This window comes from Arthrobacter sp. OAP107 (assembly GCF_040546765.1).
Classification (GTDB): Bacteria; Actinomycetota; Actinomycetes; order Actinomycetales; family Micrococcaceae; genus Arthrobacter.
In genome coordinates this window covers 4,175,735-4,191,425 of record NZ_JBEPOK010000001.1, presented here as the reverse complement: position 1 = coordinate 4,191,425, position 15,691 = coordinate 4,175,735, and the positions used below count along the sequence as shown (strand labels likewise).

13 protein-coding genes are annotated in these 15,691 nt (G+C 66.5%); all 13 read left to right on the top strand.

Annotation, left to right across the window (positions count from 1 at the left end; translation table 11 throughout):
• Positions 1-36: 36 nt before the first annotated feature.
• The 13 genes from ABIE00_RS19185 to ABIE00_RS19125 all read left to right on the top strand — a co-directional run bounded on the left by ABIE00_RS19185 (position 37) and on the right by ABIE00_RS19125 (position 15,632).
• Positions 37-885, top strand: a complete 849-nt coding sequence (locus ABIE00_RS19185; RefSeq protein WP_354262285.1) for an inositol monophosphatase family protein — start codon at positions 37-39, stop codon at positions 883-885.
• A gap of 115 nt (positions 886-1,000) precedes the next feature.
• Complete coding sequence (gene pcrA, locus ABIE00_RS19180) at positions 1,001-3,538, top strand: DNA helicase PcrA (RefSeq protein ID WP_502914295.1); 2,538 nt, start codon at positions 1,001-1,003, stop codon at positions 3,536-3,538.
• Between the two features lie 71 nt (positions 3,539-3,609).
• A complete protein-coding gene (locus ABIE00_RS19175) occupies positions 3,610-4,266 on the top strand; it encodes a hypothetical protein (RefSeq protein ID WP_354263439.1) in 657 nt (218 codons plus the stop codon).
• A 224-nt stretch (positions 4,267-4,490) separates the two neighbouring features.
• A complete protein-coding gene (sucC, locus tag ABIE00_RS19170) occupies positions 4,491-5,657 on the top strand; it encodes an ADP-forming succinate--CoA ligase subunit beta (protein ID WP_003804621.1) in 1,167 nt (388 codons plus the stop codon).
• A gap of 30 nt (positions 5,658-5,687) precedes the next feature.
• A complete protein-coding gene (gene sucD / locus ABIE00_RS19165) occupies positions 5,688-6,590 on the top strand; it encodes a succinate--CoA ligase subunit alpha (protein ID WP_003804619.1) in 903 nt (300 codons plus the stop codon).
• 142 nt (positions 6,591-6,732) lie between these two features.
• Entirely contained in the window at positions 6,733-7,206 is a 474-nt protein-coding gene (locus ABIE00_RS19160; protein WP_354262283.1) for an SRPBCC family protein, read from the top strand.
• A gap of 220 nt (positions 7,207-7,426) precedes the next feature.
• A complete protein-coding gene (locus tag ABIE00_RS19155) occupies positions 7,427-7,831 on the top strand; it encodes a tautomerase family protein (RefSeq protein ID WP_354262282.1) in 405 nt (134 codons plus the stop codon).
• 222 nt (positions 7,832-8,053) lie between these two features.
• Positions 8,054-9,070, top strand: coding sequence for a 5-dehydro-2-deoxygluconokinase (gene iolC, locus ABIE00_RS19150; RefSeq protein ID WP_354262281.1), 1,017 nt, complete (start codon positions 8,054-8,056; stop codon positions 9,068-9,070).
• A complete protein-coding gene (locus tag ABIE00_RS19145; protein WP_354262280.1) occupies positions 9,067-10,017 on the top strand; it encodes a Cgl0159 family (beta/alpha)8-fold protein in 951 nt (316 codons plus the stop codon). Before iolC ends, ABIE00_RS19145 begins: the two co-directional genes overlap by 4 nt.
• Before the next feature lie 3 nt (positions 10,018-10,020).
• Positions 10,021-11,970, top strand: coding sequence for a 3D-(3,5/4)-trihydroxycyclohexane-1,2-dione acylhydrolase (decyclizing) (gene iolD, locus ABIE00_RS19140; RefSeq protein WP_354262279.1), 1,950 nt, complete (start codon positions 10,021-10,023; stop codon positions 11,968-11,970).
• 49 nt (positions 11,971-12,019) lie between these two features.
• Entirely contained in the window at positions 12,020-13,531 is a 1,512-nt protein-coding gene (locus tag ABIE00_RS19135) for a CoA-acylating methylmalonate-semialdehyde dehydrogenase (protein WP_354262278.1), read from the top strand.
• A 139-nt stretch (positions 13,532-13,670) separates the two neighbouring features.
• Positions 13,671-14,582 carry a sugar phosphate isomerase/epimerase family protein gene (locus ABIE00_RS19130; RefSeq protein ID WP_354262277.1) on the top strand — a complete coding sequence of 304 codons (912 nt, stop codon included), beginning with the start codon at positions 13,671-13,673 and terminating at the stop codon, positions 14,580-14,582.
• 36 nt (positions 14,583-14,618) lie between these two features.
• On the top strand, positions 14,619-15,632 hold the full coding sequence (locus tag ABIE00_RS19125) for a Gfo/Idh/MocA family protein (protein ID WP_354262276.1): 1,014 nt from the start codon (positions 14,619-14,621) through the stop codon (positions 15,630-15,632).
• Positions 15,633-15,691 lie beyond the last annotated feature (59 nt).

Here is a 15,691-nt window from a genome sequence, read left to right as displayed (position 1 = left end):
GTGCAGGGCATGCCCGGCGCCGATAGGGTGGGAACCGTGACGGAACTGGGCAAACACAAACTGGGTAGACACAGCGCCACCAACCTGAGCCCCGAGCTCGACGACTACGAGCTGGCGGCTGAGCTGGTCCGTGAGGCCGGGCAGCTGGCACTGCTGATGCGGCAGGGCGGCCTCGACGTCCAGCGCAAGACCTCGATCTCCGACGTCGTCACCGCCGCGGACCACGCGGCCGAAGCCTACGTGCTGGAGCAGCTGCAGCGCTGCCGACCGGACGACGGCGTCCTGGGCGAGGAAGGCGCCGCGGTGCACGGCAGCAGCGGGCGGACCTGGGTGATCGACCCGGTGGACGGCACGTACAACTTCCTGCAGGGCTCCACCTACTGGTGCTCGGCCATCGCCCTCAAAGACGAATCCGATGTGCTGCTCGGCGCCATTTTCCAGCCCGAGGAGGACAAGCTCTGGATCGGCGGCAAACAGCGCGCCACCACCCTCAACGGTGATCCCGTCACCACCTTTCGGGAGGATGGGGTCAACCGCAACGCCGCAGACGTTTCCCATCTCGGCGCGGCCACCTACATCCACCCGCGCTGGCTCTCGGATCCGATGTGCGCCATGCCGTGGCACGCCGCCGCGACCTCGGCCGCGACGTTGCGGATGCTCGGGTCCGGATCGTGCGACCTGGGGCGCGTCGCGGACGGGCAGCTTGGTTGCTGGTTCCAGCACAGCTGCCCCGAATGGGACTGGCTCCCCGGGAAAGCGATCGTGACGGCGGCCGGCGGCGTCGCCGGCAGCGTCCGCGTCAACGGCCTGGAATGGTTCATGGCGGGAGGAACGACGGCGGTGCACCAGTTGCGTGCCGCCCTCGAGTCAGGCTCTGTCGACTAGGGTTCCGCCGGCTTCGGGCGTCTGCATTTCCGTGCCCCGCCCCCCGGTGCCGGGCTTATCCACAGGGCGGATTCCAGTGTCAGCCCCACCGCCTAGACTTGTAGTCACCATGGATATGTTGTTTGACCCCTACGCTGACGGTCCGTTCAAGGCTGGTTCCCACGCCGGTGCCATCACCAAGTCGCGCCCCGAAACAGGACTGATGACGCCCGCGTTCGGCAGCGGCCCGGGTGAATCCGCAGGCCAGCCTGTGGTTGGCCCGGCAGCCGGCCCGGTCGATGCGGGCCCGGGCGGGGAGCACGCCCGGCACCGCCTGCCTGACGCCGGTGCGCTTCTGGCGGGTTTGAACCCGCAGCAGGAAGAGGCGGTCAAACACTCCGGCAGCGCTCTTCTGATCGTGGCCGGCGCCGGCTCCGGCAAAACCCGCGTCCTCAGCAACCGGATCGCCTACCTGATCGCCACCAAGCGGGCCCACCACGGCGAGATCCTGGCCATCACGTTCACCAACAAGGCCGCCGCCGAAATGCGCGAACGCATCGAGGTCCTCGTGGGCGGCAGGGCCAAAGCCATGTGGATCTCCACGTTCCACTCGTCCTGCGTCCGGATCCTGCGCCGCGAGGCAGCCAACGTCGGCCTGAAATCCAACTTCTCCATCTACGACTCCGCGGACTCCCTGCGGCTGATCACGCTGGTGGCCAAGAACCTGGACCTGGACCCCAAGAAGTTCGCGCCCAAGGCCATCCAGCACAAGATCTCCGCGCTCAAGAACGAACTGATCGACGACGATTCCTTCGCCGCCGCAGCCAACCACAGCGACCCGTTCGAGAGCGCCGTGGCGGACGTCTTCAAGGGCTACACCCAGCGGCTGCGCCAGGCCAACGCCATGGACTTCGACGACCTGATCGCGCAGACCGTGTACATGTTCCGGGCCTTCCCGGCGCTCGCGGACTCCTACCGGCGCCGGTTCCGGCACGTCCTGGTGGACGAATACCAGGACACCAACCACGCGCAGTACGCCCTGGTGCGCGAAATCGTCGGCGAGGGACCGGGCGCGGCGGAACTGACCGTCGTCGGCGACTCCGACCAGTCCATCTATGCGTTCCGTGGTGCGGACATCCGCAACATCGTCGAGTTCGAAAAGGACTACCCCGACGCCCACACCATCAAGCTGGAGCAGAACTACCGCTCCACCCAGAACATCCTGAGCGCGGCCAACTCCGTCATCTCGCGCAACCCCAACCGCCCCGAGAAGAGGCTGTGGACCGCGGAGGGCGAAGGCCACAAGATCATCGGCTACGTCGGCGAAAACGAGCACGACGAAGCCCAGTTCATCGCCAAGGAAATCGACCGGCTCCAGGACGAGGACAACCTCCGCCCCGGCGACGTCGCCATCTTCTACCGCACCAACGCGCAGTCGCGCTCCATCGAAGATGTCCTGGTGCGCGTCGGCCTGCCGTACAAGGTGGTGGGCGGCACCAGGTTCTACGAGCGCAAGGAAATCAAGGACGCCCTGGCGTACCTCCGCGTGCTGGTCAACCCGGACGACGACGTCAACCTCCGGCGTGTCCTCAACGAACCCAAGCGCGGGATCGGGGACCGGGCAGAAGGGGCAGTGGCGGCCCTCGCCGAACGGGAGCGCACCTCGTTCATCGCTGCCGCCCGCCGCGCCGACCAGGCGCCCGGCATGGCCACCCGCTCCGTCAATGCGGTGCTCGGCTTCGTGAAGCTCCTGGACGACCTCGCCGAGGTCGCGGCAGGCTCCGGCGCGGCGGCCGCGCTGGAGGCCGTGCTGGAGCAGACCGGCTACCTCGCCACGCTGCGCTCCAGCAACGATCCGCAGGATGAGTCGAGGGTGGAGAACCTCGCCGAGCTTGTCGCCGTCGTGCGTGAATACGAGCAGGAGAACCCCGAAGGGTCCCTCGAGGCCTTCCTCGAGCAGGTGTCCCTCGTGGCCGACGCCGACCAGATCCCGGACGCCCCCGGCGCGGACATCGACGCCGCCGTGGCGGAGGCCAAGCGGCTGGGCGTGGTCACGCTCATGACGCTGCACACGGCCAAGGGCCTCGAGTTCCCCGTGGTGTTCCTGACCGGCATGGAGCACGGGCTCTTCCCGCACCAGCGTTCCGCCACGGACCCCAAGGAACTGGCGGAGGAGCGCCGGCTCGCCTACGTGGGCCTAACACGCGCCCGGAAGCGCCTCTACGTCACCCGTTCCGAGGTCCGCAACATGTGGGGCCAGAGCCAGTACAACCCCGCCAGCCAGTTCCTCGAGGAGATTCCCTCCGAACTCGTCGAATGGAAGCGCGAGGGCACCAGCCGGCAGGTCGGCGGCTGGGGCAACGGGGCATCCATCGGATCCAACCGGTACAGCGGATCGTTCTGGGGCGCCGGAACGGCCCGCGGCAACCGTGCCGATTCTTCCGCCGGCTTCAACGCCGACGTCCCTGCCGCCGTCGCGAAAAACCGCGTGCAGCCGCAGAAGGAAGTCATTTCGGTCAGCGTGGGGGACAAGGTTAACCACACCAGCTTCGGCAACGGCACCGTGCTCGCCGTCGAGGGCGCCGGGGACAAGACCGTAGCGAAGGTGAAGTTCGACGTCGGCGAGAAGCGGCTGCTGCTCAGGTACGCGCCGCTGACCAAGATCGACGCCTGAGCGTGCCGGTGCCGCCCCGGGAAGGAGTTGCTGCCGGCTTGGCCCTGTTGTTTTCGTTGGCCCTGTTCGCAATGACCCTGGCCGGCTGTTCAGTAACCGTCGCGGATCCGGACTACACCCCGCCGGCGCCCCTGCCCGCGCTCGAACAGCTGAAGCAGGCTCCGCTCACTGACCCGGCTGCCTTTGCCGCCGGCGAGGACGTGCTGGCGTTCGTCACCGCGGACCGGAACGTCGTGTGCGCGCTGACGTCAGCCCGCGGGCCGCACCTGAACCTGCCCTACGAAACCAACAACTTCAGCGATCCCGGCAATGCGAAACTGGCCACCGTGCCCGTGGCACACTGCGAGCTCGCGGCATACCCGGCGCCGGCGGCCGCCGACATCGGCGAGGACTGCTCCGGGACCGGACTCGGCTATCTGGGCGGCGCGGCACTCGTGACGCCCCACAAGGCCCGCTACGGGGAATGCCGGTCCGGCGTCACTCAGATGGAAGCCGAATACGGACCGAGGGGCACACCCAACGGGCCGGTCTCCAAGCTTCCCGTCCTGCCCGAGGGCGGCAACCTCGAACGGAACGGCCTGCGGTGCTCGGCCTACCGCTCGGGAGTGGCCTGCGGAAACGTCTCGGGCGGCGTCGGTTTCTTCATCAGCCGGGATCATTACGAACTCATCTCCGCGAAGGGCAAAAACGTCCAAACCACGCCCGCCAAGGCCGCAAAAACCCCGTAATCCCGGGGTTTTTCTACGGTCCATAGAATAGTGTCGTTACTCACAGAACAGGTAGTCTGGAACGGGCCGGTCCCTCCAAAGGACTAGAGTTCCCACAGGAGCATTGCGCCGCGTGGCTCGTTTCCGGACCTGCCGCAGGGCGCTTAAATTCCGCAGCCCGGCCCGCACCATCTGGTGTTGTCCGGCTGTACAGAAACTACTTCGACGTAGAAGGACACTAAACCGTGGACCTGTTTGAATATCAGGCGCGCGATATGTTCGAAGCGCACGGTGTACCCGTGCTCGCCGGCATCGTGGCGCACACCCCTGAAGAAGCAAAGGCAGCTGCCGAGAAGATCGGCGGCGTAACTGTCGTCAAGGCACAGGTTAAGGTCGGTGGCCGCGGCAAGGCCGGCGGCGTCAAGGTTGCCAAGTCCGCCGACGAGGCACTTGAGCACTCCACCAACATCCTGGGCATGGACATCAAGGGCCACACCGTCAACAAGGTGATGATCGCCCAGGGTGCGGACATCGCCGAGGAATACTACTTCTCCGTCCTCCTGGACCGGGCCAACCGCAACTACCTGGCCATGTGCTCGGTTGAAGGCGGCATGGAGATCGAGCAGCTCGCCGTTGAGCGGCCCGAGGCCCTGGCCAAGGTAGCCATCGACCCCGCCGTGGGCATCGACCAGGCCAAGGCTGACGAAATCGTCGCTGCCGCCGGGTTCGCTGAAGAACTGCGCGGCAAGGTCGCCGGCGTCATTCTGAAGCTCTGGGACGTCTTCAAGAAGGAAGACGCCACCCTCGTTGAGGTCAACCCGCTGGTCAAGACCGGCGCGGGCGAAATCGTCGCCCTCGACGGCAAAGTCACCCTTGACGAGAACGCCGAATTCCGCCACCCCAAGCACGCCCAGCTTGAGGACAAGGAATCCGCAGACCCGCTCGAGGCCAAGGCCAAGGCGCAGGACCTGAACTACGTCAAGCTGGACGGCGAAGTCGGCATCATCGGTAACGGTGCAGGCCTTGTCATGTCCACCCTGGACGTCGTCGCCTACGCCGGCGAGAACCACGGCAACGTCAAGCCCGCCAACTTCCTGGACATCGGCGGCGGAGCCTCCGCCGAGGTCATGGCCGCAGGCCTGGACGTCATCCTGGGTGACGAGCAGGTCAAGTCCGTGTTCGTCAACGTCTTCGGCGGCATCACCGCCTGTGACGCCGTCGCCAAGGGCATCGTGGGCGCACTGGCCGAGCTGGGCCACTCCGCCAACAAGCCGCTGGTTGTCCGCCTCGACGGCAACAACGTCGAAGAAGGCCGCCGCATCCTCGCCGAGGCCAACCACCCGCTGGTTACCCTGGCCGCCACCATGGACGAGGGCGCCGACAAGGCCGCCGAGCTCGCCAACGCCCGCTGATCGAGCCTGTCGAGATCTAGGAAAGAAAACATGTCTATTTATCTGAACAAGGACTCCAAGGTCATCGTCCAGGGCATCACGGGCGGCGAGGGCACCAAGCACACCGCCCTCATGCTCAAGGCCGGCACCAACATCGTGGGCGGCGTCAACGCCCGCAAGGCCGGCACCACCGTCCTGCACGGCGAAAACGAAATCACCGTTTTCGGCACCGTCAAGGAAGCCATGGCAGAGACCGGCGCCGACGTCTCCATCGTCTTTGTCCCGCCGGCATTCACCAAGAACGCCGTCGTTGAAGCCATCGAGGCCGGCATCGGCCTGGTCGTCGTCATCACCGAAGGCGTGCCGGTCCAGGACTCCGCCGAGTTCTGGGCACTGGCACAGTCCAAGGTCGACGCCGACGGCAACCAGGTCACCCGCATCATCGGGCCGAACTGCCCCGGCATCATCACCCCGGGCGAGGCCCTCGTGGGCATCACCCCGGCGAACATCACCGGCAAGGGCCCCATCGGCCTGGTCTCCAAGTCCGGCACGCTGACCTACCAGATGATGTACGAACTGCGCGACCTCGGCTTCTCCACGGCCATCGGCATCGGCGGTGACCCCATCATCGGCACCACCCACATCGACGCCCTGGCTGCTTTCGAGGCTGACCCGGAGACCAAGGCCATCGTGATGATCGGCGAAATCGGCGGCGACGCCGAAGAGCGTGCCGCCGACTTCATCAAGGCCAACGTCACCAAGCCGGTCGTCGGCTACGTCGCAGGCTTCACCGCCCCGGAAGGCAAGACCATGGGCCACGCAGGCGCCATCGTCTCCGGTTCCGCCGGTACCGCCCAGGCGAAGAAGGAAGCCCTCGAGGCTGCAGGCGTGAAGGTCGGCAAGACGCCGTCCGAGACCGCCAAGCTGCTGCGCGAAGTCTACGCAGCGCTCTAAGCCTCACCTCAGGCAACGCGGGGTCACTCCCAGCCCAATCCACCCCCCGGATTGGGCGCAGAGTGACCCCGCGTTTCTTTTTAACCATTGCCCTCGGACGGTTTGAGGTCTACCGTTTGGCACCAGCCAGGAAGGAGCGATCATGAGCAACGCACTTAAACTCACCGTCCCCGAGGGCGTCCCGTTCATCGACTTTGAGCGGGAGTTCGATTTCCCCGTTTCGGACGTGTTCCGCGCGCACAAGGAGCCCGGGCTGATCGCGCAGTGGCTGGGCCCGCGCGGCACGAAGATCGACGTCGACCACTACGACTTCCGATCCGGAGGCACGTACCTGTACAACCACACCGGCCCCGACGGGGTGACGTACGCCTTCAGCGGCATCTTCCATGCCGTCCGCGAAAACGACTTCGCCATCCAGACCTTCGAGTTCAGCGGCTACCCGGACATCGTCAGCATCGAATTCATGAGCTTCGAGGACCTGGGCGGGGGCAGGTGCCGGCTGCGGGCCCACTCCGTCTATCCCAGCATGGAGGCCCGCGACGGGATGGCCCAGTCGGGCATGGAAGTCGGGCTCCGCGACGGGTACGAGCGGCTGGAGGAGGTGCTGGCCAAGTAGCGCCCGCACCGCAAGAGCAAGCGTCCGACGGCGGCCGGTGACCTTCCCCGTGAAGGTCACGGGCCGCCGTCGTCCGTTTACACCCAACTGACTGGCAGTTGTTGTCGTTTTGAGCCCTCAAAACGACAACAACTGCGAGCTACTTGGGCCGGGGGAGGGAAAGCCTTGCGCAAGGTGCGCAGTTTGATAGTATGTCAGGACAAACTATCAAAGGAAAGATATGCCCCTCGTGCGAATCGACGTCCACTCCGGCCGCAGCCAGGACGAACTCAACAGCCTCAGCCGGGGCATCCATGACGCCATCCTGGCTGAATATGGCATCCCGGAACGCGACTACTTCCATATCGTCACCGAGCATGCGCCCGGCCAGATCGTGGCGCAGGACGCGGGCCTTGGCTTCGAGCGCACGCGCGACGTCATTATGATCCAGATCTTCACCCAGGGCGGTCGCAGCCAGGAGGCGAAGCAGAGTCTTTTTGCTGCGGTGGCTGAGAAGTTGGCAGCACTGGGAGTCGCCGGCGAGGACGTCTTCATCGGTTACGTCGAGAACACGGCGGGGGACTGGTCCTTCGGGTTTGGCCGAGCCCAGTACGTTACCGGCGAGCTCACCGTACCGAAGAAATAAGGGCGGAAACAGTACCCTCCCGGCTTCCGTTTGTGGGTGCCCGATGCCGCATTTTGGAAGCAGTTCTGCTTGTTGTAAGTATGTCAGTACAAACCTTTGACAGGACATAAATTCTAAGGCACAGTAGTTCATGTGGTCCCGCTCACGGGGCTGCGGAACGCCGGAGCCTTGGCCGTTCGGCTGCTTAGAGGTTGAGATCCAAAAGAAAGGTCCACGATTACCGTGACCCACGAACTGCTCACGATCGGGCGAATTAGCGTTGATATCTACCCGAACGACATCGGGGTGGGACTGGAGGATGTGACGTCCTTCGGCAAGTACCTCGGTGGCTCGCCATCCAACGTTGCTGTTGCCGCTGCCCGGCATGGCCGCCGGACCGGGGTCATTACCCGCACCGGCGATGACCCGTTCGGTATGTACCTGCACCGGGAACTGGAGAAGTTCGGCGTTGACGATTCCTTCGTCAGCCCGGTCCAGGGGCTCCAGACTCCTGCCACGTTCTGCGCGATCCAGCCGCCGCATGATTTCCCGCTGTACTTCTACGGCCGTTTCCCCACCGCACCAGACCTGCAGATTAAGGCCGAGGAGCTGGACACGGACGCCATCCGGAACGCGCAGATCTTCTGGTCCACGGTCACCGGCCTCTGTCAGGAGCCCAGCCGCGGGGCGCACATCACGGCCCACGAAGCACGCCCCCGGACCGGCCTCACGGAGGGCCAGCACACCGTCCTGGACCTCGACTACCGCCCCATGTTCTGGGCCTCCGAGGAGGAAGCCCGGGAGCAGGTGGCCCGGATCCTGCCGCACGTCACGGTGGCGATCGGCAACGACCAGGAATGCTCCGTGGCCGTGGGCCCGGGCACCCCGGATGAGCAGGCGGACCGCCTGCTGGACGCCGGCGTGGAGATCGCCGTCGTCAAGCTCGGCCCGGAGGGCGTGATGGCCAAGACCCGCACCGAGCGTGTGGTTTCCGCCCCCGTCCCGGTGGAGACGGTTAATGGCCTGGGCGCCGGCGACTCCTTCGGCGGCGCCTTCGTGCACGGACTGCTCTCCGGCTGGCCCCTGGCCCAGGTCCTGGACTACGCGAACGCCGCCGGCGCCATTGTCGCATCCCGGCTCTCCTGCGCGGATGCCATGCCCACGCCGGCAGAGGTCACCTCGCTCCTGACCGAGCGCGGACGCCTTGTTCCCGGTGCTGCTGTTCCCGGCACCCCCATCCCCGAAGGAGCGGCCCTGTGAGCCTCAATCCCGGCACCGCGACCCTCGCGGTGGATGACAACCCGCGCCGTTACGAGCACCTGAGCACCATCCGTCTCGAAGACCCCGACGCGGTGGCCCGGGCCGCCAAGGCCCGCCGCCGCCACCCCGGCCTGAAGTACGGCAGGCAGAACTTCATCGTCGCCGCAGACCACCCGGCCCGCGGCGCCCTCGCGGTCGGCAGCGACCCGGTGGCCATGGCGGACCGCCGCCAGCTGTTGGACCGGCTGCAGATTGCGCTGGCCAACCCGGCAGTGGACGGCGTCCTGGCGTCCCCGGACATCATGGATGACCTGCTGCTCCTGGGGGCACTGGAGGGCAAGCTCGTGTTCGGGTCGATGAACCGCGGCGGCCTGACCGGCCTGGTCAACGAATTCGATGACCGTTTCACCGGCCACACCGCCCCGGCGCTGGAGGCGCTGGGCGCGGACGGCGGCAAGATGCTGACCCGCATCTGCCTCGGCGACCCGGACACCGTCTCGCTGCTCGAGGCCACGGCGAAGGCGATCGATTCCCTCGCTCAACGCAGGCTCATCGCCATGGTGGAGCCCTTCCTGTCCGTCCGCGAGAACGGCCGGGTCCGCAACGACCTGTCCACGGACGCGGTGATCAAGTCCATCGCCATCGCCGAAGGCCTGGGCTCCACCAGCGCCTACACCTGGATGAAGCTGCCGGTCGTGGCCGAGATGGAACGCGTCATGGCCGCGACCACCATGCCCACCGTGCTGCTGGGCGGAGACCCGGCAGGCACCCAGGACGAGGTGTTTGCCACCTGGGGGGCCGCCCTGGCCCTTCCCGGCGTGCAGGGACTCACCGTCGGCCGGACCCTGCTCTACCCGCAGGACGGCGATGTCGCCGGGGCTGTCGCCGCAGCCGCCTCACTCCTCCACCACACCACGTCAACCCACACCGCAGAAGTATCGGAGTAAACGATGGGAACAGGAACCCGCCGGATGACCGTGGCGCAGGCCGTGGTCGAATACCTTTCCAAGCAGTACACCGTTGATTCCGTTGGCGGGGTCGATTTCCGTGAACGGCTGATCCCGGGCATGTTCGGTATTTTCGGTCACGGCAACGTGGCCGGTGTGGGCCAGGCGCTGAAGCAGTACCAGCAGCTCGACCCGCGGATCATGCCGTACTACCAGGGCCGCAACGAGCAGGCCCAGTCCCACCAGGCCGTCGGCTACGCGCGCCACACCCGCCGCCGGCAGACTTTCGCGATCAGCACCTCGATCGGCCCGGGCTCCTCGAACCTGCTCACCGGCGCCGCGCTGGCGACCACCAACCGCCTGCCGGTCCTGCTGCTGCCTTCGGACACGTTCGCCACCCGCGCCGCGGACCCGGTCCTGCAGCAGCTCGAACAGCCCTACGCCTACGACCTGACGGTCAACGACGCGTTCCGGCCGCTGTCCAAGTTCTTCGACCGGGTCACCCGCCCGGAGCAGCTGTTCTCCGCGTTCCACCACGGCCTGCGCGTCCTGACCGACCCCGCCGAGACCGGCGCGGTGACCATCTCGCTGCCCCAGGACGTCCAGGCCGAGGCCTTCGACGTGCCCAAGGAATTCCTCGCCGAACGTGAATGGCGGATCCGCCGCCCCGAAGCCGACGACGACGACATCCGCCGCGCCGCCGAAGCCATCAGGGCCGCGAAGCGGCCCCTGATCATCGCCGGCGGCGGCGTCCTCTACGCGTACGCCAACGAGGAACTCGCGAAGTTTGCCGAGCTGACCGGCATCCCGGTGGGCAACACCCAGGCCGGCGTCGGCGTCCTGCCCTGGGACCACCCGTTCTCCCTCGGCGCCATCGGCTCCACGGGCACGACCGCGGCCAACGCCATCGCCGCCGAAGCGGACCTGATCATCGGCATCGGCACCCGCTACGAGGACTTCACCACCGCGTCCCGGACCGCGTTCCAGAACCCGGACCTGAAGTTCATCAACATCAACGTCGCACCCATCGACGCGTACAAGCACGGCACGCACCTGCCGATCGTCGCCGACGCCCGCAAGGCCCTGGTCAAGCTCAACCAGACACTGGGCGGCTACCGCGTGGGCGCGGACCTGGAGCAGAAGATCGCCGCCGAAAAGGCACGCTGGAACACCACCGTGGATACGGCCTTCGACACCCGGCACACGCCGCTGCCGGCGCAGAACGAAATCATCGGCGCCACCAACCGGGCCATGGACGCCTCCGACGTGGTCATCTGCGCCGCCGGTTCCCTCCCGGGCGACCTGCACAAGATGTGGCGGGTCCGCGACCCCTTCGGCTACCACGTCGAATATGCCTACTCCTGCATGGGCTACGAAATCCCGGGCGGGCTGGGCGTCAAGCGCGCAGCGCTTGCCGAGGCCGCCAAGGGCGGGACCCAGCGCGACGTCGTCGTCATGGTCGGGGACGGCTCCTACCTGATGATGCACACCGAACTGGTCACCGCCGTCGCCGAACGCATCAAACTGATCGTGGTCCTGATCCAGAACCACGGCTACGCCTCCATCGGCTCGCTCTCCGAATCCCTCGGCTCGCAGCGCTTCGGCACGCAGTACCGGGCCCTGGACGAAGAAAACCACTCCTTCGACGAGGGCGAGACCCTCCCGGTGGACCTGGCCCTGAACGCCGAATCCCTCGGCGTGAAGGTGATCCGGATCGAACCGGGCGAGAAGGCCATCGCCGAACTCGAACAGGCCATCCGCGACGCGAAGGCAGCCCCGGAACGCGGCGGCCCGATCGTGATCCACGTCGAATCCGACCCGCTCCTGGACGCCCCAAGCTCCGAATCCTGGTGGGACGTGCCCGTCTCCCAGGTCTCCGAACTGGAATCCACCCAGCAGGCCTACCGGACCTACACCGACCACAAGAACCGCCAGCGCAAACTGCTCGGCTAACCCCAAAGCCACGGTTCACTAAAAGCCACAGACGAAGGAAGTCATCTCTATGTCAACGACGACCGTCACCACCACCATCAACCACTTCATCAACGGTGCTGAGACCGCCGGCGAAGGCGACCGCACCCAGCCCGTCTACAACCCGGCCACCGGCCAGGTCACCGCGCAGCTGCGCCTGGCCAACCGGACCGACCTGGACACCACCGTCGCCGCCGCCCGCGCCGCTGCCGACTCCTGGGGCGACATTTCCCTGGCCAAGCGCACCGCCGTCCTCTTCAAGTTCCGCGAACTCGTCGCCGAGCACATCGACGAACTCGCCGAGCTGATCACCGCCGAGCACGGCAAGGTCCTCTCCGACGCCAAGGGCGAGATCGGACGCGGCCTGGAAGTCATCGAGTTCGCCTGCGGCATCCCGTCCCTGCTCAAGGGCGACTACTCCGACCAGGTCTCCACCGGCATCGACGTCTTCTCCTTCCGTGAGCCGCTCGGCGTCGTCGCCGGCATCACCCCGTTCAACTTCCCGGTTATGGTCCCTTTGTGGATGGCCCCGATGGCCATCGCCACCGGCAACGCCTTCATCCTCAAGCCCTCCGAACGCGACCCCTCCGCATCCCTGCTGCTGGCCAAGCTCTGGAAGGACGCCGGTCTGCCCGACGGCGTGTTCCAGGTCCTGCACGGCGACAAGGAAACCGTCGACGGGCTGCTGACCCACCCGGACGTGGACGGCATCTCCTTCGTCGGCTCCACCCCGATCGCCAAGTACGTCCACGAGACCGCCACCGCCCACGGCAAGCGCGTCCAGGCCCTCGGCGGGGCGAAGAACCACGCCATCATCCTGCCCGACGCCGACCTGGACAACGCCGCCGACCACCTCGCCGCCGCCGCGTTCGGCTCCGCCGGTGAACGCTGCATGGCCATCTCCGTCGCCGTCGCCGTCGGGGACGCCGCCGACCTGCTGGTCAAGAAGGTCGAAGAGCGCGCCGTCGCCGTGAAGGTCAACAACGGCACCGTCCCCGGCGCCGAAATGGGCCCGGTCATCACCCCCGCCTCCAAGGAACGGATCGTCAAGATCGTCACCGAAGCCGAAGCCGCCGGTGCCGCGATGGTCGTGGACGGCCGCGACCTCGTCGTCCCCGGCCACGAAGACGGCTTCTGGGTCGGGCCCACCGTGCTCGACCACGTCAAGACCGAAATGACCGCCTACCAGGAGGAGATCTTCGGACCCGTCCTCGTCGTCGTCCGCGTCGACACCCTCGAAGACGGCATCAGGCTGATCAACGCCAACCCCTACGGCAACGGCACCGCCATCTTCACCTCCTCCGGCGCCGCAGCCCGCAAGTTCCAGCGCTCCGTCACCGTGGGCATGATCGGCATCAACGTGCCCCTGCCCGTCCCGGTGGCCTACCACTCCTTCGGCGGCTGGAAGGCCTCCCTCTTCGGTGACAAGCACATCTACGGCCCCGAAGGCGTCTCCTTCTACACCCGCGGCAAGGTCGTCACCTCACGCTGGCCCGAACCCACCCACGCCTCCGGCGCCTCCTACAACTTCCCTTCCAACTAGTCCCCACCGCCACCCTCGCCCCGCAAGTCCCCATCGGCTCCCAGCCTTCGCAAGCTCAGGCAGGGACCCTCGCCGATTGGGCTCCACGGCGAGGGAACCCTGGCGGCGTGGGCCCGCAAAAGAGAAAGACAACGCTGTCATGACTGAGAACAAGCTGATCATCGGCACCGCGCCAGACTCCTGGGGCGTGTGGTTTGCGGATGACCCCAAGCAGACCCCGTGGGAGCGGTTCCTCGACGAAGTAGCCGAGTCCGGCTACAAGTGGATCGAGCTGGGCCCCTACGGCTACCTGCCCAACGACCCGACGCGGCTGGCCGAGGAGCTCAAGCAGCGCGACCTGAAGGTCACGGCGGGCACGGTCTTCACTGCGTTCCACCGCGGCCTGGACCAGTGGGAGACGGCCTGGGAACCGGCCCGCAAGGTCGCCGAACTGACAGCAGCCATGGGCGGCGAGCACATCGTGGTCATCCCCGCCATGTGGCGCGACGACGTTACCGGCGAGGCCGTGGAAAGCGGCCAGCTCACGGACAAGGCCTGGAGCGACCTGTTCGCCGGCCACAACCGGCTCGGAAAGACGCTGATCGAGGACTTCGGCCTCAATCAGCAGTTCCACTCCCACGCCGACTCGCACGTCGGAGCCCAGGAGGACATCGAAACCCTGCTCGGCGCGACGGACCCGCAGTACCTCAACCTGTGCCTGGACACCGGCCACGCGGAATACTGCGGCGCCTCCAGCCTGGAGCTCATCAAGAACTACCCGGACCGGATCGGCTACCTGCACCTGAAGCAGATCAACCCGGACGTCCTGAAGAAGGTCAATGAGGAAAACATGACCTGGGCTGCGGCGAACCTGGCCGGCGTCATGACGGAACCACCCAATGGCCTGCCAGACCTGCGCGCTGTCATCGAAGCCGTCGAGGCCCTGGACCGGCCGATCTTCGGCATCGTCGAGCAGGACATGTACCCGGTAGCCTTCGATGTTCCAATGCCCATTGCCAAGCGCACCCGCAACTACCTGCTGTCCTGCGGCTCCCGCACCGCGGTCAGCTAACCTCCGCCCCGGCATTCCAAACGTAAGGAAAGAACAATGACTGAAACCCTTCGCGTCGCCGTTATCGGCGCCGGCCGCATGGGCGCGGACCACATCCAGCGCCTCAGCAAGCGCATCCACGGCGCTGAAGTTGCCGCCGTCGTCGACGTTGACCTGGCCCGCGCCCAGGCCGCCATCGAAGGCATTCCCGGGGCCGTTGCCCTGGCCGACGCCGACGAGGCGCTGAACAATGGCGACGTCAACGCCGTCCTCATCGCCACGCCGGGCTTCCTGCACGAGGAGATCCTGCTCAAGGCCATCGAGAAGGACCTTCCCATCCTGTGCGAGAAGCCGCTGACGCCGGACGCCGAATCGTCGTGGAAGGTGGTCCAGGCGGAGGTAAAGCTGGGCCGCAAGCGCATCCAGGTGGGCTTCATGCGCCGCTTCGACGCCGAATACGCCGCACTGGGCTCTGTCATCCGCGACGGCGAACTGGGCGAACTGCTGATGCTGCACCACCAGCACCGCAACCCGAGCACCCCGGCGGGCTTCACCAACGAGATGCTGATCAACGACTCCGTGGTCCACGAGTTTGACGCCATCCGCTTCTTCACGGGTGAAGAGATCACCTCCGTCCAGGTCCGCCTCGGCAAGGCAACCAAAAACGCCCCCGCGGGCCAGCACGACCCCCAGCACGTCCTGATCGAAACCGAGTCCGGGGTCCTGGCCGACGTCGAAATCTACGTGAACGCCAAGTTCGGCTACGAAGTGGCCACCCAGGCCTCCTTCGAGGACGGCATCGTCAGCATCGGCGGCGACAGCGGCCCATACCTGCGCAGCAACGGCCGCTGGGGCGGAAAGGTCACGCCCGGCTTCGAGGAGCGCTTTGGCGCCGCGTACGACGTCGAAATCCAGGCTTGGGTGGACGCCGCGCTCCGTGGCGAAATCGGCGGACCCAGCGCCTGGGACGGCTACGCAACGGCCGCGTGCTGCGAAGCCGGCGTGGAGGCGCAGAAGAACGGCGAGAAGGTCGCCGTGAAGCTGAACGCCAAGCCCGCCCTGTACAGCTAGGCCCATCCCTTGGAGTTTTGTCCAGATAGTGCGACTTATCTGGACAAAAACTCCGTTCG

Coding starts and splice junctions, on each gene's coding strand:
- iolD (WP_354262279.1), top strand. CDS start 10,021: ATGGGAACAGGAACCCGCCGGATGACCGTGGCGCAGGCCGTGGTCGAA.
- ABIE00_RS19125 (WP_354262276.1), top strand. CDS start 14,619: ATGACTGAAACCCTTCGCGTCGCCGTTATCGGCGCCGGCCGCATGGGC.
- pcrA (WP_502914295.1), top strand. CDS start 1,001: ATGTTGTTTGACCCCTACGCTGACGGTCCGTTCAAGGCTGGTTCCCAC.
- ABIE00_RS19175 (WP_354263439.1), top strand. CDS start 3,610: ATGACCCTGGCCGGCTGTTCAGTAACCGTCGCGGATCCGGACTACACC.
- ABIE00_RS19130 (WP_354262277.1), top strand. CDS start 13,671: ATGACTGAGAACAAGCTGATCATCGGCACCGCGCCAGACTCCTGGGGC.
- ABIE00_RS19160 (WP_354262283.1), top strand. CDS start 6,733: ATGAGCAACGCACTTAAACTCACCGTCCCCGAGGGCGTCCCGTTCATC.
- ABIE00_RS19135 (WP_354262278.1), top strand. CDS start 12,020: ATGTCAACGACGACCGTCACCACCACCATCAACCACTTCATCAACGGT.
- ABIE00_RS19155 (WP_354262282.1), top strand. CDS start 7,427: ATGCCCCTCGTGCGAATCGACGTCCACTCCGGCCGCAGCCAGGACGAA.
- sucD (WP_003804619.1), top strand. CDS start 5,688: ATGTCTATTTATCTGAACAAGGACTCCAAGGTCATCGTCCAGGGCATC.